The sequence below is a fragment of the Serratia quinivorans genome (assembly GCF_946227985.1).
Classification (GTDB): domain Bacteria; phylum Pseudomonadota; class Gammaproteobacteria; order Enterobacterales; family Enterobacteriaceae; genus Serratia; species Serratia quinivorans_A.
The window spans coordinates 486,571-506,734 of record NZ_CAMKGL010000001.1; the positions used below are offsets into that span (position 1 = coordinate 486,571).

Below are 20,164 nucleotides of genomic sequence, written 5' to 3' on the forward strand. Positions count from 1 at the left end.
AATTTCCTTAAAATGAAGGATCGCGCGGCAGGCCGCCAAAGCGCCGGTAATAGCCGGCCGCCGGGGCGGGCAGGGTGCCGATAGTGGTCTCCGCCAGCGCGCTGACATACTCGGTCGCGGCGCGGTCCACCCGCTGATAAATATTGATACACAGGTTGCGGGCGATCTGCCCCTCCCACTGGACGGGCAATAGGGCGTCCGGCAGCAGCGGATCTTTGAGCACCACGCGGCGGAAGAAGTGGATCAATAATAGCTTAATCTGGAAACAGCGCTGGGGCGTCAGCAGGGCATCGTCGGTTTCGCGCAGCAACGCCATTAGCGGGCGGAAAGAGACGATAAACTCATGATAATCGGCGGCGACCTCGCCCAGCGCCCAGCAGTTCGCCACCAGTTGCTGCAGGGTTTGTTCGGAGCGGTTATAGGGGTAGTCGGCACGAAAATAGATAACTTGTTCGCTGGCATTAAGCTCGCCAAGCAGGGCGGTGACGTCGGTTTGTGCATGGGTGGGGGCCGCCATCAGGTTATTGGCTATCTGGCCAAAACCCAGCCAGCCCAGCTCTTTTTTCAGCCGTGCCCGTTCGCTTTTCTCCGCGCTTTCCAGCAACAGCAGATCCCATTTCCCGTCCCAGGCCGGTGGCTCGCTGAGGTAGATTTTAGACTCGGCGTGGCGGAACTGGCGCATACCCTGATCGGTTACCCGATAGAAGCTGCGGCGACCGATTTTTTCGACCTCCAGCCAGCCCTCTTTTTGCAGGCGAAATACCGAGGTGCGCACAAAGCGGTCGCCGAAACCCAGCGCCTCCAGCAGTGCGCTCAGGCTGCCGAGCCACACTTCGCCACCGCGATGACTCAGCGCATCGCCGTACAGGGAGATAATCAGTGAAGTGCCGCTGATCGGCTGGGCGTCTATAGCATGGCGGATAAACTCATCCAGTTTATGTTCCATATTTTTCCATGGGTTAGCCGACGATGAGACACAACATTACCACAAATTTTTGAGGCGTCATCCGTGACGCCACGAGAATCAACGGGGGCGCAGGTCGACCACCCGCTGGGCTTTGCCTTCCGATCGCGGAATATCGCCGCAGTTGGCAATGCTGACGTCGGTGCTGACGCCAATGATCGATTTAATATGGTGACGCAGCTGGTGGCAAATCTCGCAGCGCTGCTGATGGCTGAGGCTGAGCGCGGCCTCTTTCAGTTCAACGCGTACCGCCAGGGTATCCAGGTGCCCACTGCGACTGACCTGCAGCTGATAATGCGGCGACAGCTGTTCGAACTGCATAATTTGTTCTTCCACCTGCGACGGGAACACATTGACGCCACGGATGATCAGCATGTCGTCGGAGCGACCGGTGATTTTTCCCATCCGGCGCATCTGGCGTGCATCGCCCGGCAGCAGGCGGGTGAGATCGCGGGTGCGGTAGCGGATCACCGGCAGCGCCTCTTTGGTCAGGGTGGTGAACACCAGTTCGCCGTGCTCCCCATCCGGCAGGGCAATGCCGGTTTCCGGGCAGATGATCTCCGGCAGGAAGTGATCTTCCCAGATAGTCGGGCCACCGCCGCTTTCGGCGCACTCCATCGCCACCCCCGGCCCCATCACTTCGGACAGGCCATAAATATCCAGCGCCTTGATGCCCATGCGGCTTTCAATTTCGTGCCGCAGCGCTTCGGTCCAGGGCTCTGCGCCAAACACCCCGAGACGTAATGAACAGCCGCGGGCATCGCCGCCCATTTTGCGTTCCAGTTCGTCGATCAGCGTTAAACAGTAGGAGGGCGTCACCATGATCACGTCGGGTTTGAAGTCCAGGATCAGCTGCGCCTGCCGCTCTGTCTGCCCGCCGGACATCGGGATCACCGTGGCCCCCAGCCGCTCCGCGCCGTAGTGAGCGCCGAGCCCACCGGTGAACAGGCCATAACCATAGGCTACATGCACCTTGTCTTTGGCCGTGGCACCGGCGGCGCGCAGGCTGCGGGCGACGATATCGGCCCAGTTATCGATGTCCCGCTGGGTATAGCCGACCACGGTTGGTCGGCCGGTCGTGCCTGACGAGGCGTGAATACGCACCACCTGTTCCATGGGTACCGCGAAGGTATCGAACGGGTAGTTGTCGCGTAAGTCCTGTTTGGTGGTGTAGGGGAAACGCGCCAGATCGCTCAATTGCTTAAGATCGTCTGGATGCACGCCCGCCTGATCGAACTTGCGTTTATACATTGGCACATTGTTATAAGCGTGGTGCAGCGTCCATTTAAGACGCTCCAGCTGCAGCGCTTCAATTTCATCACGCGAGGCGAACTCAATGGCGTCGAGTGGCGGTGGGTTGGTCGTCATCATTATTAGCCTCGGGGTCAAACTCGCTCAATGATCATGGCGATACCTTGGCCGACGCCGATGCACATGGTGCAAAGCGCGTAGCGGCCGGAACGCCGTTCCAGTTCAAACAAGGCGGCCAGCGCCAGACGTGCACCGCTCATTCCCAGCGGGTGACCAAGGGCAATAGCGCCACCGTTGGGATTCACCTGGGGGGCGTCGTCCGGCAGACCAAGCTGGCGCAGCACCGCCAACGCCTGGGCGGCAAAGGCCTCATTCAGTTCGATCACGTCCATTTGCGCCAGGCTTAGCCCGGCTAATTCCAGTACCTTGCGGGTGGCCGGCAGCGGACCGATGCCCATCAAACCGGGTTCAACGCCGCAGGTGGCGGTGGCGACGATGCGCGCTCTTGGCGTCAAGCCCTGGCTGACGGCCATTGCCTCGGAGGCAACAATCAGCGCCGCTGCGCCGTCGTTTAGGCCAGAGGCGTTACCGGCGGTCACGGTACCGGGTTGGCGGAACGGCGTTTTCAGCGCCTGCAATTGTTCCAGCCGGGTGTCTGGGCGCGGGTGTTCGTCCTGGCTGAACAACGTCACCGCGCCTTTTCTACCGCTGAGGCTGACCGGCACTATCTCTTGCGCCAGTAAACCTGATTCTTGCGCCAGGGCGGCGCGTTGTTGGCTGCGCAGCGCGAAGGCGTCCTGATCGGCGCGGCTGATGTTGAACTGCGCCGCCACATTTTCGGCGGTTTCCGGCATTGAGTCGGTGCCGTACTGCGCCTGCATCAGCGGATTGATAAAGCGCCAGCCCAAAGTAGTGTCATACAGTTGCGCCTGACGGCTGAAAGCGCTGTCGGCTTTGCCCATCACCAGCGGGGCGCGGGTCATGGATTCTGCGCCGCCGGCCAGCACCAGTCCGGCTTCACCGGCCTTGATGCTGCGAGCCGCCATCGCCAGCGCGTCCAGCCCCGAACCGCACAGGCGATTGACGGTAGTGCCGGAAACGTTCACCGGCAGGCCCGCCAGCAATGCGGCCATACGGGCCAGATTGCGGTTGTCTTCCCCGGCCTGATTGGCGCAGCCGAGGATCACGTCATCGACCAATGACCAGTCCACCTGTGGGTGGCGAGCTAACAGGGCACGCAGCGGCAGCGCGGCCAAATCATCGGCGCGCACGTTGGCCAATGCGCCGCCGTAGCGGCCAATCGGCGTGCGAACGCCATCGCAGATAAACGCCTGATTCATGGATGCTCTCCTAAAATGGCATGGCCGAGGCGATGCGCCCGCCCGCGAAACCAGGCGACGGTCTTGCCCCGTTGGTTGACTATCTCGACGTCATACAGCCCGGTGGTTTTGCCCTGATGGCGTACCTCGGCGCTGGCGGTCAGGCGATCGCCGGCCAGCGCCGGGCGAATAAACTCGATATTGCAGCCAGAGGCCACCGCTGCCAGCCCCTGACTGTTGCAGGCATAGGCGAAGGCGGTGTCTGCCAGGCTGAACAGTTGGCCGCCGTGGCAGGTTTGGTGGCCATTGAGCATCTGCGGGCCGACGGTCATGCTGACCCGCGCGAAACCGGCATCAACCGCATCCACCCGCATCCCCATCGCCTGGGCGCAGGTATCCTGTTGAAACATCTGTTCGGCGCAGCGTTGCGCCAGTGCCTGTGGCGTATTGGCGTTCATTGTTGGGCTCCTGAAGCGAGGGACGCGTAATGACGCAGCAGCGGCATCGGGCGGTAACGTGGCTCACCATAGTAGAGTTGCAGGTTTTCCAGCGTGGTCAGGATGTGTCGCCAACCCAGGGCTGCCCCCCATTCCAGCGGGCCGCGGGGGTAGTTGACGCCGTAGCGCATGGCGCGGTCGGTATCTTCGGCACTGGCGACGCCCTTGTTGACCACGTCAAGCGCCTCATTGGCCAACATGGCGAGGGTGCGCATCACCAACAGGCCGGGATAGTCCGGCAAAGCGATCACCTTCTTGCCGAGAGATTGCAGCAGACGCACGATGGTGGCGTTGTGCCTGGCATCGTTTTGCGCCGCACAGCTGATAGCGACGGTGGTGGCCTGCGAGTAGTCGGCTGACAGATCAAACAGCACCACGGGGGTTGCGGTTTCATCGGCCACCTGGCTGGCTGTTTTACCATTGGTTAACATAAGTGTAACTTCATCGATCCGGGCATAGACGCTGGTCTGTCCAGATTGTTTGATCGACTGCGCATTTCCGCTCAGTAATTTGCTCAGTAGTGCGATACCGGCGGCATCGCCATGCAGTGTGATGCTGCGCGGCAATTCCGCCGTGGACGCCGGCAGTACGGCCGCCACCGGCAGTTGATGATCGCCATAGCGATAAAAACCACGGCCGCTTTTGCGGCCAAGACGCCCGGCCGCCACCCGTTCCTGTTGTAACAGTGACGGGGTAAAACGGGGATCCTGGAAGAAAGCCTGAAACACCGATTCGGTCACGGCGTAATTGATATCCTGACCAATCATGTCGGTCAGTTGCAGCGGCCCCATGGCGAAGCCACCCGCGTCGCGTATTACCGCATCCAGCGTGGCGGCGTCGGCGACCTGTTCTTCCAGCGCGCGCAGGGTCTCGGCATAAAACGGCCGTGCCACCCGGTTAACGATAAACCCCGGCGTGGAGCGGCACAGCACGCTTTGTTTGCCCCATTGCCGGGTTAGCCTTTGGAGTGTGTCGACGGTTTCGGCGCTGGTGTCCAGCCCGCTGACGATCTCCACCAGTTTCATCAGCGGCGCCGGGTTGAAGAAGTGCAGCCCGGCCAGACGCTGTGGATGTTGCAGCACACCGGCGATGGCGGTAATCGACAGCGATGAGGTGTTGCTGGCAAACAGCGTAGCGGGCGAGCACAAGGCTTCCAGCTCACGGAACAGGCTTTGTTTGATTGCCAGCTTTTCCGCCACCGCTTCTATCACCAGACCGCTGTCGGCCAGCGAGTTAAGCGACTCTGCCGGCTGAATGCGCGCCAGCAGAGCGTCGGTGGTGGTGGCATCGGCCTTGCCGGCCGCAACACGTTGACGCAGCCGTTGGGTGAGTACGTCGAGTGCCTGCCGGGCAGCATCGGCGGCGATATCAAACAGCTGCACCTGATGCCCGGCGGCGGCGGCCACCTGAGCAATACCAATGCCCATGGTACCGGCACCAATCACCGCCACCCTGAGGTTTAAGTTCGGCTGGTTCATGGTTATTTCCCGCTGAAGTTTGGCGCGCGTTTGGCGAAGAAGGCGCTGACGCCCTCGCGGTAGTCGTCGCTGCGACCGCCCAGACGCTGTAGATCGCGTTCCAGATCCAGCTGTTGGTCAAGGGTGTTGTTGGCCGAACTGTAGAGGGCCTTTTTAATCAGCCCCAGCCCATAGGTCGGTTGGGTGGCCAGATGTTGCGCCAGCGTTTGGCTGGTGGTGGCCAGTTCATCCGCAGCAACCACCTGCCAGATCATGCCCCAGGCCAGCGCCTGCTGGGCGCTGACTTTATCCCCGAGCATCGCCATACCCATGGCACGGGCATGGCCTGCCAAACGCGGCAGGAACCAACTGCCGCCAGAGTCCGGCACCAGTCCCAAACGGCAGAACGACTGGATAAAATTGGCGTTGTCGGCGGCGATGACGATATCGCAAGCCAGCGCCAAAGCGGCCCCGGCACCCGCGGCCACGCCGTTGACGGCGCACACCACCGGTTTTGGCAAGGCGGTCAGGCGGCGGATTAGCGGGTTGTAGAAACGTTCTACCGACAGGCCGAGATCCGGCGCCTGCTGCTCAACGCTGACGTTGCGATCGTTCAGATCCTGCCCGGCGCAAAAACCGCGTCCGGCACCGGTGATCAGCAGGCAGCGCACGGTTTCGTCGCGCTCGGCGAGGGTCAGCGCTTCGCTAAGCTGGCGGTGCATCTCGTCGTTAAAACTGTTGAGCCGGTCTGGCCGGTTAAGGGTCAGGGTCAACACCCCGGCTTCCAGATGGGTGAGAATCAATGCGTTATCCATAAATCAGCGCCCCTGATAGTTTGGCGTACGTTTTTCGAAGAAGGCGGCGATGCCTTCACGGCGATCGTCGGTGGCGGCCAGAGTGACAAACTGCTGGCGCTCGATGGCCAGCCCCTGGCTAAGGCCGGTTTCTTCAGCCTGTTTCAATGCCTGTTTGGCGGCGCGTAATGCCAGCGGCGCCTGCAGGCTGATGCGTTCGGCAACCTGTTGCGTGCGCTCCAGCGTCAGCGCATCGACACAGACTTCGCTGACCAGGCCGCTTTGCAGTGCGCAACTGGCGTTGATGGCTTCACCGGTCAGCACCATCTGGTTGGCGCGGGACTTGCCGACGCAGCGGATCAAACGCTGGGTGCCACCGGCCCCCGGCATCAGGCCGAGGGTGATTTCCGGCAGGCCAAAACGGGCGCTTTCACCGCAGATAACCATGTCGCAGGCCAATGCCAGTTCACAACCGGCACCCAGGGCATAGCCGTTGACCGCGGCCAGCAGCGGTTTGCTGAACTGGGCCAGTCGCTGCCACAACAGCGGACGGCGATCCGTCAACGCGGCGGGCAAGTCTTGTTTTTGCAACTCGTGCAGGTCGGCACCGGCAGCAAAGAAGCGGGGCGCACCGGTAATCACCACTACGCCAACGCTGGTATCGACGTCGGCCTGTTCCAGTAAATAAACCAACTGTTCCAGGCTCGGGGTGTTCAGGGCGTTGCGCGCCTCCGGGCGATGCAGTGTCAGTGTCACCACTCGCTGGTGTTGCTGTCGCAGGACAAAAGGGGTTTCCATCGGCGGCTCCTATACGTCAAAGTCCAACACCACGCCGTCGCCGCGCGGCCACGACTGGCAACTCAATACGTAACCCGCCGCCAGTTGATCCGGTTCCAGGCTGTAGTTAACCGCCATATCCACCTGACCGGCCTTTAACCGGCACTTGCAGGTGGCGCACACCCCGCCTTTGCAGGCGTAGGGCAGGTCAGCACCCTGACGCAGTGCCGCATCAAGAATGCTGTCATCCTGAGCGCCCACCTCGATATCCAACCGACGGCCATCGAGCAAAATCTCGACCCGGGTGGCATTGCGGTTGGCGTCATTGACCGGTCGGGCAACCATACCGCTGGTGTTAAAACGTTCGCTGTGAATGTGCCCGGCGGGCACGCCCGCCTGTTCAAGTACGCTCTGGGCGTCATCCATCATGCTTTCAGGCCCGCAGATAAAGGCGTGGTCATAGTCGCGGTAATTGAGTAATGCCCCGCCGATCGCCAGCAGATGCTCACGGTCGATGCGGCCGCTGAGCAGTGGGCTATCAAGATTTTCCTGGCTGAACAGGTACAGCGGCTGAAAGCGCTGTGGATAGCGGTTCTTCAGATCGGACAGCGCTTCTTTGAACATCACCGAGCGGCTGCTGCGGTTGCCATAAATCAGCGTGAAACTGCTGTTTGGCTCGAGTTGCAGCGTGGCCTTGATGATCGACAGCATCGGCGTAATGCCGGAACCGGCAGCAATCGCCAGATAGTTACCGCTGTTCTCCGCCTGCGGTTGATAGCCGAATCGCCCTTGCGGCACCATCACTTCCAGCGCGTCGCCGACCTTCAGCATCCGGTTAACGAACGAGGAGAAGCGGCCCTGATTAATGGCTTTAACGCCGATCTGCAGCAGCCCGTCCTGCGGTGAACTGCAAATGGAGTAGCAGCGGCGCAGTTCTTCTCCGTCGACCAGCGCCTTCAACGTCAGGTGCTGGCCGGGCGTATAGCAGTAGTGACTTTTCAGTTCTTCGGGCACCCGCAGAGTGATGGCTACGGCGTCCGGCGTTTCGCGCTCGATGGCAGCGACGTTCAGGCGATGGAAGACCGTCATGGTTATTCCTAAATGCATTTGAAGTAGTCGAAGGGTTCACGGCAATCGCAACAGCGGTACAGCGCCTTACAGGCGGTGGAGCCGAATTCGCTGATTTTCTCGCTGTGGGTGCTGCCGCATCGCGGGCAGGGCACCGGGCCGTGCGCCTGGGGTTTGTCGCAGGTATGGCCCTGTGGCGGCGCGATGCCATATTCCCGCAGCCGTTCACGCGCAGCCGCATTCATCCAGTCTGTAGTCCAGGCCGGACTAAGGCGGATATCCACCTTTACCGGGCTGAAGCCGGCCGCGGACAACTGCTGTTCGATCGCGTCGAGCAGGAACTCGGTGGCGGGGCAGCCGGAATAGGTCGGTGTAAAGGTAATGCGCCAGCCGCTGCCGTCGGCTGCGACGTCGCGCACCATGCCCAGATCGGTAATCGACAGCACCGGCAGTTCCGGATCGCTTATCTGTTGCAGGCAGTGCCAGATTTGCGGTATTTCGGCGGCTTGCAGCCGGGTAATGTTCATGACGGCCTCCTACCAGTTCGCGTTGGGATAGGCGCGTTGCAAAAACTGCATCTCCGCCAGCAGTGGACCGAGGTGCTCGCTGTGCCGTCCCTGTTTGCCACCGTGACGGAAGGCCTGTTCGCTCGGCAGTTGCAGGCCGGCCTGTTGCAGCGTGTCGCTCACCAGTGCCAGCCACGGGGCTTCAAGCCGGCGCGGATCGGCGGCGATGCCCTGTTCTGCCAGTTGCAGTTCCAGCTCATCGGCGTGGAACAACTCGGCGGTAAAGCGCCACAGGTTATCCAGTGACTGCTGAATTTTTTGCCGGCTGAGCGGGCTGCCGTCTCCCAGGCGAGTCATCCAGCCACGGCTGAAACGCAGGTGGTAATGGGCTTCTTTCAGTGATTTGGCGGCGATGGCGGCCAACTGTGCATCGCGGCTGTTGCTCAGCGCCTGATGGAGTTGCACGTGGTAGGCGTCTATCAGGAACTGGCGCACCAGGGTGTCGTTGAAACCGCCATTGGGTTGTTCCGCTAACAGCAGGTTATGAAACTCGCGTTCGTCACGGTTAAAGGCCAGGCTGTCTTCACTGCAATGCGGCCCGGCCAGCTCGGCGGCGTAGCCGAGGAAGTTGCGTGCCTGGCCGAGCAGGTCCAGGCCGATGTTCGCCAACGCCAGGTCAATTTCCAGCTCCGGCGCGTGGCCGCACCAGGCACACAGCCGCTGGGCGAGGATCAGTGGCGTATCGCCCTGACGCAGGACATAGGTGATTCGAGGATCGTTAAAGGTCATGGCCGCCTCTACATGTTCTTGATGCCGTCGGGAATGGTGTAGAACGTCGGATGACGGTAGATTTTGTCATCGGACGGATCGAAGAAGGCTTCACGATCTTCCGGCTGCGAGGCGATCAGATGGCTGGACTGCACCACCCAGATTGAGCAACCTTCGTTGCGGCGAGTATAGGCGTCGCGAGCGTTTTCCAGCGCCATCTGGTCATCGGCGGCATGCAGACTGCCGACGTGACGGTGCGCCAGCCCCTGTTTGCTGCGGATAAACACTTCATACAATGGCCATTCAACGTGTGTCATCATCGGTTCCTTTTATGCGGCGGATGAGGTGTTTTTGGCCGCGTGGGCCAGGGCGCCTTCACGCACCCAGGCACCTTCGTCCCAGGCGCGGCGTTTGGCCTGCAGCCGTTCGTGGTTGCATTGCCCGCGGCCTTTAATCACCTCGTGCAGTTCACTCCAGTCGATTTCGCCGAAGCGATAGTGGCCGCTGGCTTCATCCCAGGCTAAATCGGCATCCGGGGCGCTCATTCCCAGGGCTTCCAACTGCGGCACGGTATTGTCGACAAACTTCTGCCGCAGCTCGTCGTTGCTGTGGCGTTTGATCTTCCAGGCCATGCTTTGCGCGCTGTGGGGGGAATCGGTGTCGCTTGGGCCGAACATCATCAGCACCGGCCACCAAAAGCGATTAATCGCGTCCTGCAGCATGGCTTTTTGCTGTTCGCTGCCATTGGCCATCGCCATCACCGCCTCATATCCCTGGCGCTGGTGGAAGCTCTCTTCCTTGCAAATTTTCACCATCGCGCGCGCGTAGGGGCCATAAGAAGCACGGCACAGGGCTACCTGATTGACGATAGCCGCGCCGTCGACCAGCCAGCCGATCACCCCGATATCCGCCCAGTTGAGCGTCGGATAATTGAAGATCGAAGAGTATTTCATCTTGCCGTCGAGCATTTTCTGGTAGATGTCCTGGCGCGAGCAGCCCAGGGTTTCGGCGGCGCTGTACAGATACAGACCGTGACCGGCTTCGTCTTGCACCTTGGCCAGTAACACCGCCTTGCGGCGCAGCGTCGGCGCTCGCGTCAGCCAGTTGGCTTCCGGCAACATGCCCACCACTTCGGAATGGGCATGCTGGCCAATCTGACGGATCAGGTTTTGGCGGTAGGCATCCGGCATCCAGTCTTTGGCCTCAATGGAGGTATCCGCCGCAATCTTGTCGTCGAAGTGTTGTTGATATTGCGCGTCAGTTGTCATGCTTGCCTCTTGGTGATTCGTATTTTTCACATTAAATATAAAAATGTGAATCACGTTAACTTACCATAAGGCTACAAACTGATAACAAAAAGATCAAACGACATTTATGTGGTTTTGCGATGGCACTCACAGGTTGTGTTTATATGTAATTGTTATATATGGTCATTTAAAATCCATGGGTGGGGAGGAATAGCCCGTCTTTTGAGCTTTAGGGCCGTGATGTTTTGTTTTTGTTAAATATTGCCCAAGAGAAAACTGGACAATACCTGATACGTAATTAATCATTGTGGTGTAAATTTATGAATTCCGGAGGAGCAAATGCAGCAGTTACACAGTTACCTTTCTGGCGGCTGGGTGTTCGGCCAGGGCACCGCCCGCGAAATCCATCATGCCGTTACCGGCGAACCGCTGTATCAGGTTTGTTCCGACGGGCTGCCGCTGGCTGCCAGCCTGGAGTATGCGCGCAGCCGGGGTGGCAAGGCGCTGGCGCAGATGACCTTCCAACAGCGCGCACAGATGATGAAAGCGGTGGCCAAACACCTGTTGGCACATAAAGAAGCGCTGTATGAAATTTCCTACCAAACCGGGGCAACCCGCAGTGACGGCTGGGTGGACATTGAGGGCGGCATAGCCACGCTGTTTGCCTATGCCGGTCTGGCAGGACGTGAATTGCCGGACGATACCCTGTGGCCGGAAGACGAACTGATCCCGCTGTCCAAGCAGTCGCAGTTTGCCGCCCGCCATGTGCTGACTTCACGTCCTGGCGTGGTTCTGCATATCAATGCCTTTAACTTCCCCTGCTGGGGGATGCTGGAAAAGCTGGCACCGACCTGGCTGGCGGGGATGCCGGCGATCATCAAACCGGCAACCGCCACCGCACAGTTGACGCAGGCAATGGTCAAATTGATTATCGACAGCGGTTTGGTGCCGGAGGGCGCGCTGCAACTGGTGTGTGGCGGTATCGGCGACATGTTTGAACACCTCGATTATCAGGATGCGGTGACCTTTACCGGCTCGGCGCAGACCGGTCAGCAGCTGCGGGCGCATCCGCGCCTGCTGGAAAAATCCATTGCCTTCACCATGGAGGCCGATTCGCTCAACTGCTGTGTGTTGGGGGAAGATGTGACACCGCAGATGCCGGAGTTTGCGCTGTTTATCAAAGAGGTGTGCCGCGAGATGACCGCCAAGGCCGGGCAAAAATGTACCGCCATCCGGCGGATTATCGTGCCGGCGAAGCGGGTGGCAGAAGTGCAGCAGGCGCTGTTGCAGCGTCTGGCCGGTGTCACGGTGGGCGATCCTAAACTGGAGCAGGTGCGCATGGGCGCGCTGGTCAGCCATGAGCAACGCAATGACGTACAGCAAAAGGTCGATTTTCTGCTGCATAACGGCTGTGAACCCTTGTGCGGTGCCGTGGCGGATAAACTGACCCCGATGGGGGAAAATGCGAATAACGGCGCATTTTACCCGGTCACCCTGTTGTACTGCGCCGATCCCTTTACCCATCAGGCGGTGCACGCTACCGAAGCTTTTGGTCCGGTGGCGACCTTGATGCCTTATCAGCACACTGAACAGGCGATCGAACTGGCGTTAATGGGCCAGGGCAGCCTGGCGGGATCGCTGGTGACCGCCGATGAAACTCTGGCAATGCGGTTTATCCGCGCGACGGCCTGCGCCCATGGTCGTATGCTGATTTTGGATCAACAGGCGGCGCTGGAGTCCACCGGCCACGGTTCCCCGTTACCGATGCTGGTGCACGGCGGGCCAGGGCGAGCGGGGGGCGGTGAGGAACTGGGCGGGTTACGGGCGGTGAAACACTATATGCAACGCACGGCGATCCAGGGCAGCCCGGCGATGCTGGCGGCGATTGGCCGTGAGTGGGTACTCGGGGCGACGGTGATTGAGGATCCGGTTCATCCGTTCCGTAAATACTTTGAACAGCTGCGGCTGGGCGAAAGCCTGCTCACCGCAAGGCGTACGGTGACCGAAGCCGACATCGTTAACTTTGCCTGCCTGAGCGGTGACCATTTCTATGCTCATATGGACAAGATTGGTGCCGCCGAATCCCTGTTTGGCGAGCGGGTCGCGCATGGCTACTTTGTGGTTTCTGCCGCTGCCGGCTTGTTTGTCGACCCGGGTGTGGGGCCGGTGATCGCCAACTACGGCATGGAAAACCTGCGTTTTATCGAGCCGGTGAAAATTGGCGATACCCTCCAGGTGCGGCTGACCTGCAAGAAGAAAATCCGCAAGCCGCAGAAAACCGCGGAAGATCGTCCGCATGGCGTGGTGGTGTGGGATGTGCAGGTGCTTAATCAACATCAGCAGGCGGTGGCGTTGTACAGCATTCTGACGCTGGTGGCACGCCAGCAAGGGGATTTTGAGGCGACAAGCTAAAGACGAAGGGGATGGCTGCTATGTTAAGATGCGCCATCCCCCTGACTAATAATTGTGCCTATGACGATCCAACAACTCCAGCTAAGTGGCTTCCGTTCTATCCGCAACCTGCAACTGCAATTGGGCCGCCTGAATGTGATCAGCGGCCCGAATGGCTGCGGCAAATCAAACCTGTATAAAGCGGTACGGTTGATCCACGAGGCGGCATGTGGGCGCTTGTCTACGGCGCTGGCCGAGGAGGGCGGCATTCAGAAGGCGATGTGGGCCGGAGGATTGCGCCCGGGCGATCGGCGGGGCGATCCGAAACGGATGTTGCTGTCTGCCACCCTTGAGGACTTCGATTATCAGTTGCAGCTGGGGTTCCCCGATCCTACCGACAGTCTGTTTCAACTCGATCCGCTGGTCAAAGAGGAATCGCTGTGGGTAGCCGGCCATGGCCGTCGCCCGTCGACGCGGGTGCTGGAGCGGCGCAATCAAAGCGCATTTCTGACGAATATTCAGGGCGAACGCACGACTTATCCCGCCAGTTTACATGCGGAGGAATCGGTGTTTGGTCAGCTTGCCGACCCCCACCTGTATCCCGAGGTGTCGCAGGTGCGGGAAAACCTGCGCCAGTGGCGCTTTTATCATGAGTTTGCCGTTTGGCCCGGTTCACCACTGCGTGCACCGCAGGTGGGCATCCGCGCGCCGGTACTGGCGCATGACGGCAGTAATCTGGCCGCCGCTTTTGAAACCGTTTGCGAGATAGGCAACGGGGAGTTGCTGCATGAGATCCTGGGGCAGGCCTTTCCGGACAGTCAGTTTGAAATACAGGCACCGCAGGGGCGTTTTCAGCTATTGATGCATCGGGCCGGGATTTTACGGCCTTTGGACAGTGCCGAGCTTTCGGACGGTACGCTGCGTTTTCTCTGCCTGGCCGTGGCGATGCTCAGCCCGCGCCCCCCGGCATTTATGGCCTTTAACGAACCGGAAAACAGCCTGCACCCGCAGTTGCTGCCGGCACTGGCAATGCTGATCGCCGAAGCCAGTCGATACAGCCAACTGTGGATCACCAGCCATTCACCACAATTGGCCGAACTGATTGGCCACCACAGCCTGGTCACGCATTATCAACTGGCGCAGCAACAGGGGGAAACCCTGCTGCTCACCTCGGATTAAATCAAGGGCTTGCGCAGCAGCGTTTCCAGCATTTTTAGCGGTGACTGCCGTGGGTTTTTCATCGCGCTGACTGGCAGCAGGAAGGTTTGTTCCAACATAAACTGGCCGGCCATCGCTGCATGCGGTGTTTGATCGGAAAAACAGATCCAGCTGCTGCCCGGTGGCAGGTCGAGTGCCAGTTGTGGGCCTTGCTGCTGGTAGTGTTGGTCGGCTTTCATTGCATCGTGCAGGTGCAGCATCAGGTGGTCGTAATGGCTGCGGCGGCGTTTGGTGATGCCGACCTTATGCTGTAGCCAACTGCTCAACGGCGAATAGCGCGGCAGGCGCGGTATAAAACGTTGTGCCAATTGGGGAAAGGGTTCACCGACGCGCCACTGGCGATGTTCTCCGTGCGGATTGATATTGGTAAAAATACGCAGGATGCGTTCACCCTGATTAGGGCGTGACGGGAAGGCATCAACGTGCAAACGACTGTCGTCCTTACGCCATGAGCTGGTCGCGCGCCAGGCCGAAACCGGGTGCAGGCGCAGGCTGTTAACCGGGGAATACAAGGTCTGCTGATAATGAGGCAGTAAACCGGCGATCAACTGTCGGCTGGCCTGATAATAACGTTCCAGCAGTGCCTGTACCTGCGGCTGTTGCGCCGCGATGGCTACGCCAGATAATTTTTGGCTTTCCGGCCAATAGCTGATGTTTTTACGTTTTATATCCACCAGTGCGGGATCCAATAACGTTAATTCAGCGGCTAACAATGGAAATTTTAATTCGGGCAAAAACAATACTTTTCCTTGCTCCAGCGCCTCAACGGCGGTGAGGGCAACGGGCAGGGGGGCGCTGTCCCACTGCCGTTGTGGCAATGTCATCAACGCCTGTTCCGGCATAAGGCTATCCATACGTATCCTATCTCCTTGCAAAGTAGGGTTCTTCTAATTGTTTTTATTTGAATGGAATTTATAACCCGAGGGAATTATTCCCGAATTGAATTAGTGGGTAATAAGCTGGGTTTAATAATGGTAGCACCATTAAAATTCACCAAACACTAAACAGAGATTAAACGATATGCTAATCGCACGAATGGGTAAAAATAGATTTAAGCGGAATTAATGTGTTTGTTATTGGAAATTAATCAAAAGCATCGATTAGGCATGATAATTCTATTAGGTGGCCTGGGTTTTTTATCTGGGACCGCCTTTTGTTAAAGGCGGCCCACCGGGTCAAGCGGAGTAAATGCGGTTTTTGCCCTGGGCCTTCGCTTGGTACAGTGCGCTGTCAGCCTGATTGATAAAGCTCATCGGCGTGTCGTTATACATATGCGGCACCTTGGCGTAGATCCCTATGCTGATGGTGATGACGCCATGTGGGTTGCCATCATGGGGTATTTTTAGCTCCCGCACCGCTTCAATGACGCGCTCGGCGAAAATCAGTGCGCCCTGAGCGTCGGTATCCGGCAAGATGATGGCCATTTCTTCGCCGCCGTAGCGGGCCATGATGTCGTTGCTGCGGCTGGCCATTCCCTTGAGCATTTGTCCGATTTGCTGCAGACACTGGTCGCCGGCCACGTGGCCATAGATGTCGTTATACTGCTTGAAATAGTCGATATCCAACATCAACAGCGCCACGCTGCGGTAGTTGCGTGAGGCGCGCATCAGCTCATTCTTTAAGGCGATATCAAACTGACGGCGGTTGGCCAGCCCGGTCAGACCGTCCAGCAAGGCCAGTTCCTCCAGGGTTCGGTTGATACTGGTGAGCTGATCGCGAGTGCGCATCAGCTCGGCTTCGGTGCGCACGCTGTGGTTTATCTGACGCATCAGCACCATCCCCATGGCCAACAGGATCGCCAGCAGGGTGGCGCCACCCAGGGCAAACAGGCCCGAATCGTTGCGCCAATCAGCCAGCACATCTTTTTTCGACAACCCGGCGGCAATCACCAGTGGGTAGCGGTTAACCCGTGAATAGCCGTAAATCCGTTCTACCTTGTCGTAGCGCGAGGTAATGGTGGCATTGCCGAATTCGGAGTGTGGCAATATTTCCCGGAACAGCACGCCATCGGAAATATTCTTGCCGATGGCCGCCAGAGAATAAGGACGGCGGTAGAGAATGGTGCCGTCCGCCAATAGCAGGTTGAGTGAAGCATCGCTGTTTAGCGCAAAGGTATCGTAAAACTGGCGGAAATAATTGATATACAATGTGGCCAGCACGACCCCGGCAAAGCTGCCGTCCGGGTGGTTGAAACGGCGTGATACCGGAATGATCAAATCGCCGGTAGAGCGGCTGCGCACCACCTTGCCGATATACACTGCGTTACTGTTGTGTTCGAGGTGATATTTAAAATATTCCCGGTCGGCATTATTGGCGTTTTGTACAAACCGGCCCGATGAAGTGACAACCCAATTACCTTGCGCATCGTAAACAAACAGCCCGTGCAGTTGCGGCAGGTTACCCACCTGTGTTTGCATCACTTTTTGCAATCGTAACAGCTGTGGGCGAGCCAGCCCGTCAACCTGAATGCGTTCACTCAGATCGGACAGCGTGCTGTCGGTCTGCATAAAGGTGTCATCGGCATGCTGCGCCAGCGCACGGGCCAAATTGGCTGATTCATACTCGGCACTTTGCACGTCGCGCTGATGGGCAGTCCAAATTTGCCAGGCGTTAAACAGGATCAGCGTAACGGCAACGATGACGACAAACACGCCGGCCTGGAATAATAACGGGGAGTTTTTACCGTTGCGAGGCCGTTCGGCATCCTGCAGTTGCTGCTGTGTCATGTCACCCTTGCTGTACAATCTTTAAATCGAGGTAAGAACAATCTTACATCTTATTCGTTAATCACCTGGACCACTACACCTTAAACGGTGAAAATGAATAAGTTGTTGAGGGTAGAGGAAGAATATATTGGCTCCGATTATACCCTCGCACTAAACCGGCGGAGATAATACAGGGATCGCGGGCATGTCTGACTACATCATTATTACTTTGCTGACGTTGGTGGTTTATTACCCGCTGACGCTGGGAGTGCTGGCGTTAACGATCCTGTTTGCCTGGCGGCAGCGTAAGTCACCGTACTGGCGTTTGGGATTGGTGCTGCTGACGGCGCTGTTTGTGCTGTTTGCCATGGCGGCCTATGACTGGTATCACTACAATTGATGGTGATGCCACGATGCCCGCTATCCGAGGCGGACACCGCTGCGGGATGACGAATTATTCAACGTTAATCATCCAATTGACGCCAAACTGGTCGGTCAGCATACCAAAACCTTTGGCCCAGAAGGTGGACTGATATGGCATGGTCACCTGGCCGCCTTGCGACAGTTTTGCAAACAGTTCACGGCCTTGATCCACGGTACTCGGGTTGAGCGACAGGGCAAATCCTTTGTGTGATGCGTCGGCACCCTCTTGCGGGCAGCCATCCGAGGCCATCAGCGCGGTTTCACCTATCAGCAGCCGGGCATGCATGATGGACTCCGGATCGACGTCCTGCGGGCTGCCCTGTTTGGCTTCCTCGGGCATTTCTTTGTAACGCATCATCATTTCAAGCGTGGCACCCAACTGCTGTACGTAGAAGTTCACCGCCTGTTCACAGTTACCGCTAAAGAATAAGTAGGGTTGAATCACCATGACATTGACCTCTGTAATGGCCCGTCTGGGCGTTTAGCGGCCTACGGCGGGCGGGAAACAATAGTTTCTTATTGCGACTATTGCCGTTGGAAACTTACAAGTGTAGTGCGATTTCCGCTGAATGCTCGGTTGCCGATCACGCTTTGGATATTTTTTGCACACCTGGACGTATTGACCGAAAAATCGGGATGGTTCATCCCGATTTGGACAGATTATCTGAGCGGTCACAGTTCCTATACTCGTTACAACCTTCACTAACGGAGTCACTGTAATGAGCAAGCAATCTTTGAATGGAAAAGTGGTATTGATCGCTGGCGGTGCGAAGAACCTGGGTGGTCTGGTAGCGCGCGATCTGGCGGCCAGCGGAGCAGCCGCGATAGTTGTGCATTACAACAGCGATGCAACCCGGGCGGCAGCGGAGGAAACGCTGAAGGCGGTTAACGCGGCGGGCGCCCAGGCGATAACGGTACAGGGCGATTTGACCCAGCCCGCTAACGTGGCGCAGCTGTTTGAGCAGGCTATCAAGGCATTCGGCAAAGTGGATATTGCCGTCAATACCGCCGGTCTGGTGATCAAAAAACCGATTGCCGAGGTGACCGAAGCGGATTACGACAGCAGTTTTGACATCAATTCCAAGGCAGCTTTCTTCTTTATCCAGCAGGCGGGCAAACATTTGGCTGACAACGGTCGCATTGTATCCATCGTCAGCTCACTGTTGGCGGCCTATACGCCGTTTTATGCCGTCTATCCGGGCAGCAAGGCACCGGTGGAGCATTTTACCCGTGCCGCGTCCAAAGAGTTTGGCGAGCGGGGCATCAGCGTGAATGCCATCGGCCCCGGTCCGATGGATACGCCGTTCTTCTACGGTCAGGAAAGCAAAGAGGCAGTGGAATATCACAGCAGCGCCGCGGCGCTGAGCAAATTCTCGAAAACCGGCCTGACCGACATTGAGGACATCGCGCCGATCGTCAAATTTCTGGTCACCGACGGCTGGTGGATCACCGGGCAGACGCTGTTTGCCAGCGGTGGCTATACTACCCGTTAATATCAATGTTGCTGCGGCCGGTGCCGCAGCCTGTTTAACAGGATGCACTGCCGGTGGATAAAATAGGGAGATTGCGAGTCTTTATCCAGGTGGCCGACGTGGGCAGTTTTATCCGCGCTTCGCAAATCCTGCTGATGCCAAAAACCACAGTGTCTGCCGCGATACAGCAATTGGAACATGAAATGGGCGCCCGCCTGTTTCATCGCACCACTCGTCGGGTACAACTGACCAGCGACGGTGAACTGTTGCTCGAAAAGGCACGCAGCCTGCTGTTTGACGTGCAGGCCTTGGAAAGTCTGTTTCAGCGACATAACGGCCCGATCGGGGGGCGCTTGACGGTCGATGTCCCCAGCCGTATCGCCCGGAGAATGATCGTGCCGGCGTTGCCGGACTTTTTCCTGCAGTATCCTGAAATTCAACTGTTTCTCAGCGCCAGCGACCGTTCCGTCGATTTGATCCAGGAAGGGATCGACTGCGTGGTGCGTGTCGGTAGCCTCAGTGACAGCAGTCTGGTCAGCCAGCCGCTGGGCCGCCTGAGTATGATCAACTGTGCCAGCCCGGATTATTTGCAGCGCTACGGGACCCCGGAGCATCCTGCTCAATTGGAGGAGCACTGGGTGGTGGGCTATGCGCAGCCGACCCTGGCAGGGGCGGATAGCTGGCAGTGGCAGCAGGATGGACAGCGTTTTGAGAAAACGTTGCCTAGCCGGGTGACGGTGAACAATGTGGAAAACTATATCGGTTGTTGCCTGGTGGGGTTGGGAATGATGCAGATACCGCGTTTTGATGTTCAACACTACCTGGATAGCGGCAAACTGTGCGAGATCTTGCCGCAGGCCCGGCCACCGGCAATGAGCATGGCGTTGCTTTATCCCCATCGTCGTCAGCGTTCGGCGCGCTTAACCGCATTTGCCGAATGGTTCAGCCAGTTAATCAAGCCGTTCTGCGAACCCTGAGGCCGGCTGGCCAATGGGATTTTTATCCAGGTGAAACCCTATTTCTTCTTGGCTTTCAGACAATTAAATTTCTGTAAAAACAAGAAACAATTAAAACCGCCAAAAAAGTGACAAAAGATGTGTAACATTACATCAACAGCAGGGCGGCTGAACCCTCCCAGGCGGCAGCCAGGGCATAAATTGCGGCCAGTATCAGCAGAAACGGCGTGTTGGTCATGGTCTGTCTCCGGCGTGAAGTCCCGTCGGTCGTTATAGCCTGTACAAATGACAGCGAGATGAATGCGGCTAATTTCCGTACAGGAAAATTCGGACGGACGGAAATGGGTAAAC

At 58.2% G+C, this 20,164-nt stretch carries 20 protein-coding genes; 5 read left to right on the top strand and 15 right to left on the bottom strand.

Annotated features, from left to right (window positions below):
- Nucleotides 1–7: 7 nt before the first annotated feature.
- The 12 genes from paaX to paaA all read right to left on the bottom strand — a co-directional run bounded on the left by paaX (nucleotide 8) and on the right by paaA (nucleotide 10,669).
- On the bottom strand, nucleotides 8–946 hold the full coding sequence (gene paaX / locus OCH02_RS02275) for a phenylacetic acid degradation operon negative regulatory protein PaaX (protein ID WP_261429602.1): 939 nt from the start codon (nucleotides 944–946) through the stop codon (nucleotides 8–10).
- A 78-nt stretch (nucleotides 947–1,024) separates the two neighbouring features.
- The gene (gene paaK / locus OCH02_RS02280; protein WP_017893315.1) at nucleotides 1,025–2,332 is read right to left on the bottom strand and encodes a phenylacetate--CoA ligase PaaK; all 1,308 of its coding nucleotides are present in this window, start codon (nucleotides 2,330–2,332) and stop codon (nucleotides 1,025–1,027) included.
- 17 nt (nucleotides 2,333–2,349) lie between these two features.
- On the bottom strand, nucleotides 2,350–3,555 hold the full coding sequence (pcaF, locus tag OCH02_RS02285; RefSeq protein WP_261429603.1) for a 3-oxoadipyl-CoA thiolase: 1,206 nt from the start codon (nucleotides 3,553–3,555) through the stop codon (nucleotides 2,350–2,352).
- The gene (gene paaI / locus OCH02_RS02290) at nucleotides 3,552–3,992 is read right to left on the bottom strand and encodes a hydroxyphenylacetyl-CoA thioesterase PaaI (RefSeq protein ID WP_261429604.1); all 441 of its coding nucleotides are present in this window, start codon (nucleotides 3,990–3,992) and stop codon (nucleotides 3,552–3,554) included. Before paaI ends, pcaF begins: the two co-directional genes overlap by 4 nt.
- Nucleotides 3,989–5,509: a 3-hydroxyacyl-CoA dehydrogenase gene (locus OCH02_RS02295; protein ID WP_261429606.1), complete on the bottom strand. Its 1,521-nt coding sequence runs from the start codon at nucleotides 5,507–5,509 to the stop codon at nucleotides 3,989–3,991. The genes paaI and OCH02_RS02295 overlap by 4 nt, the downstream gene beginning before the upstream one ends.
- A 2-nt stretch (nucleotides 5,510–5,511) precedes the next feature.
- Nucleotides 5,512–6,303 (bottom strand): 2-(1,2-epoxy-1,2-dihydrophenyl)acetyl-CoA isomerase PaaG, encoded by a 792-nt coding sequence (gene paaG, locus OCH02_RS02300; protein WP_261429608.1) that lies wholly within the window; start codon nucleotides 6,301–6,303, stop codon nucleotides 5,512–5,514.
- Between the two features lie 3 nt (nucleotides 6,304–6,306).
- Nucleotides 6,307–7,080: a 2,3-dehydroadipyl-CoA hydratase PaaF gene (gene paaF, locus OCH02_RS02305; RefSeq protein ID WP_261429609.1), complete on the bottom strand. Its 774-nt coding sequence runs from the start codon at nucleotides 7,078–7,080 to the stop codon at nucleotides 6,307–6,309.
- A 9-nt stretch (nucleotides 7,081–7,089) separates the two neighbouring features.
- Nucleotides 7,090–8,148 (bottom strand): 1,2-phenylacetyl-CoA epoxidase subunit PaaE, encoded by a 1,059-nt coding sequence (gene paaE / locus OCH02_RS02310; RefSeq protein WP_261429610.1) that lies wholly within the window; start codon nucleotides 8,146–8,148, stop codon nucleotides 7,090–7,092.
- A gap of 8 nt (nucleotides 8,149–8,156) precedes the next feature.
- Complete coding sequence (paaD, locus tag OCH02_RS02315) at nucleotides 8,157–8,654, bottom strand: 1,2-phenylacetyl-CoA epoxidase subunit PaaD (RefSeq protein WP_261429611.1); 498 nt, start codon at nucleotides 8,652–8,654, stop codon at nucleotides 8,157–8,159.
- Nucleotides 8,655–8,663: 9 nt separating this feature from the next.
- Complete coding sequence (gene paaC / locus OCH02_RS02320) at nucleotides 8,664–9,422, bottom strand: 1,2-phenylacetyl-CoA epoxidase subunit PaaC (protein WP_261429612.1); 759 nt, start codon at nucleotides 9,420–9,422, stop codon at nucleotides 8,664–8,666.
- Nucleotides 9,423–9,430: 8 nt separating this feature from the next.
- Entirely contained in the window at nucleotides 9,431–9,718 is a 288-nt protein-coding gene (gene paaB / locus OCH02_RS02325; RefSeq protein ID WP_017893307.1) for a 1,2-phenylacetyl-CoA epoxidase subunit PaaB, read from the bottom strand.
- 12 nt (nucleotides 9,719–9,730) lie between these two features.
- The gene (paaA, locus tag OCH02_RS02330; RefSeq protein ID WP_315899147.1) at nucleotides 9,731–10,669 is read right to left on the bottom strand and encodes a 1,2-phenylacetyl-CoA epoxidase subunit PaaA; all 939 of its coding nucleotides are present in this window, start codon (nucleotides 10,667–10,669) and stop codon (nucleotides 9,731–9,733) included.
- 318 nt (nucleotides 10,670–10,987) lie between these two features.
- On the opposite strand from paaA, the gene paaZ reads away from it, so the two are divergent.
- A complete protein-coding gene (paaZ, locus tag OCH02_RS02335; protein ID WP_261429614.1) occupies nucleotides 10,988–13,060 on the top strand; it encodes a phenylacetic acid degradation bifunctional protein PaaZ in 2,073 nt (690 codons plus the stop codon).
- A gap of 60 nt (nucleotides 13,061–13,120) precedes the next feature.
- Nucleotides 13,121–14,218, top strand: a complete 1,098-nt coding sequence (locus tag OCH02_RS02340) for an AAA family ATPase (RefSeq protein WP_261429615.1) — start codon at nucleotides 13,121–13,123, stop codon at nucleotides 14,216–14,218.
- Here the strand turns inward: OCH02_RS02340 and OCH02_RS02345 are convergent.
- Both OCH02_RS02345 and OCH02_RS02350 read right to left on the bottom strand, forming a co-directional pair.
- Nucleotides 14,215–15,111: a Kdo hydroxylase family protein gene (locus OCH02_RS02345; RefSeq protein WP_261429616.1), complete on the bottom strand. Its 897-nt coding sequence runs from the start codon at nucleotides 15,109–15,111 to the stop codon at nucleotides 14,215–14,217. The genes OCH02_RS02340 and OCH02_RS02345 overlap by 4 nt on opposite strands.
- Nucleotides 15,112–15,432: 321 nt before the next feature.
- Entirely contained in the window at nucleotides 15,433–16,983 is a 1,551-nt protein-coding gene (locus OCH02_RS02350) for a GGDEF domain-containing protein (RefSeq protein WP_261429617.1), read from the bottom strand.
- A 184-nt stretch (nucleotides 16,984–17,167) separates the two neighbouring features.
- Between OCH02_RS02350 and OCH02_RS02355 the strand changes: the two genes are divergently transcribed.
- Nucleotides 17,168–17,362, top strand: coding sequence for a hypothetical protein (locus OCH02_RS02355; RefSeq protein WP_261429618.1), 195 nt, complete (start codon nucleotides 17,168–17,170; stop codon nucleotides 17,360–17,362).
- A gap of 54 nt (nucleotides 17,363–17,416) precedes the next feature.
- Here OCH02_RS02355 and OCH02_RS02360 read toward each other — a convergent pair whose 3' ends face one another.
- Nucleotides 17,417–17,833, bottom strand: a complete 417-nt coding sequence (locus OCH02_RS02360) for a VOC family protein (RefSeq protein WP_261429620.1) — start codon at nucleotides 17,831–17,833, stop codon at nucleotides 17,417–17,419.
- Nucleotides 17,834–18,104: 271 nt separating this feature from the next.
- On the opposite strand from OCH02_RS02360, the gene OCH02_RS02365 reads away from it, so the two are divergent.
- Together OCH02_RS02365 and OCH02_RS02370 are read left to right on the top strand one after the other, a co-directional pair.
- Nucleotides 18,105–18,878 (top strand): SDR family oxidoreductase, encoded by a 774-nt coding sequence (locus OCH02_RS02365; RefSeq protein ID WP_261429622.1) that lies wholly within the window; start codon nucleotides 18,105–18,107, stop codon nucleotides 18,876–18,878.
- Between the two features lie 53 nt (nucleotides 18,879–18,931).
- Entirely contained in the window at nucleotides 18,932–19,834 is a 903-nt protein-coding gene (locus OCH02_RS02370) for a LysR family transcriptional regulator (RefSeq protein WP_261429623.1), read from the top strand.
- Nucleotides 19,835–20,164 lie beyond the last annotated feature (330 nt).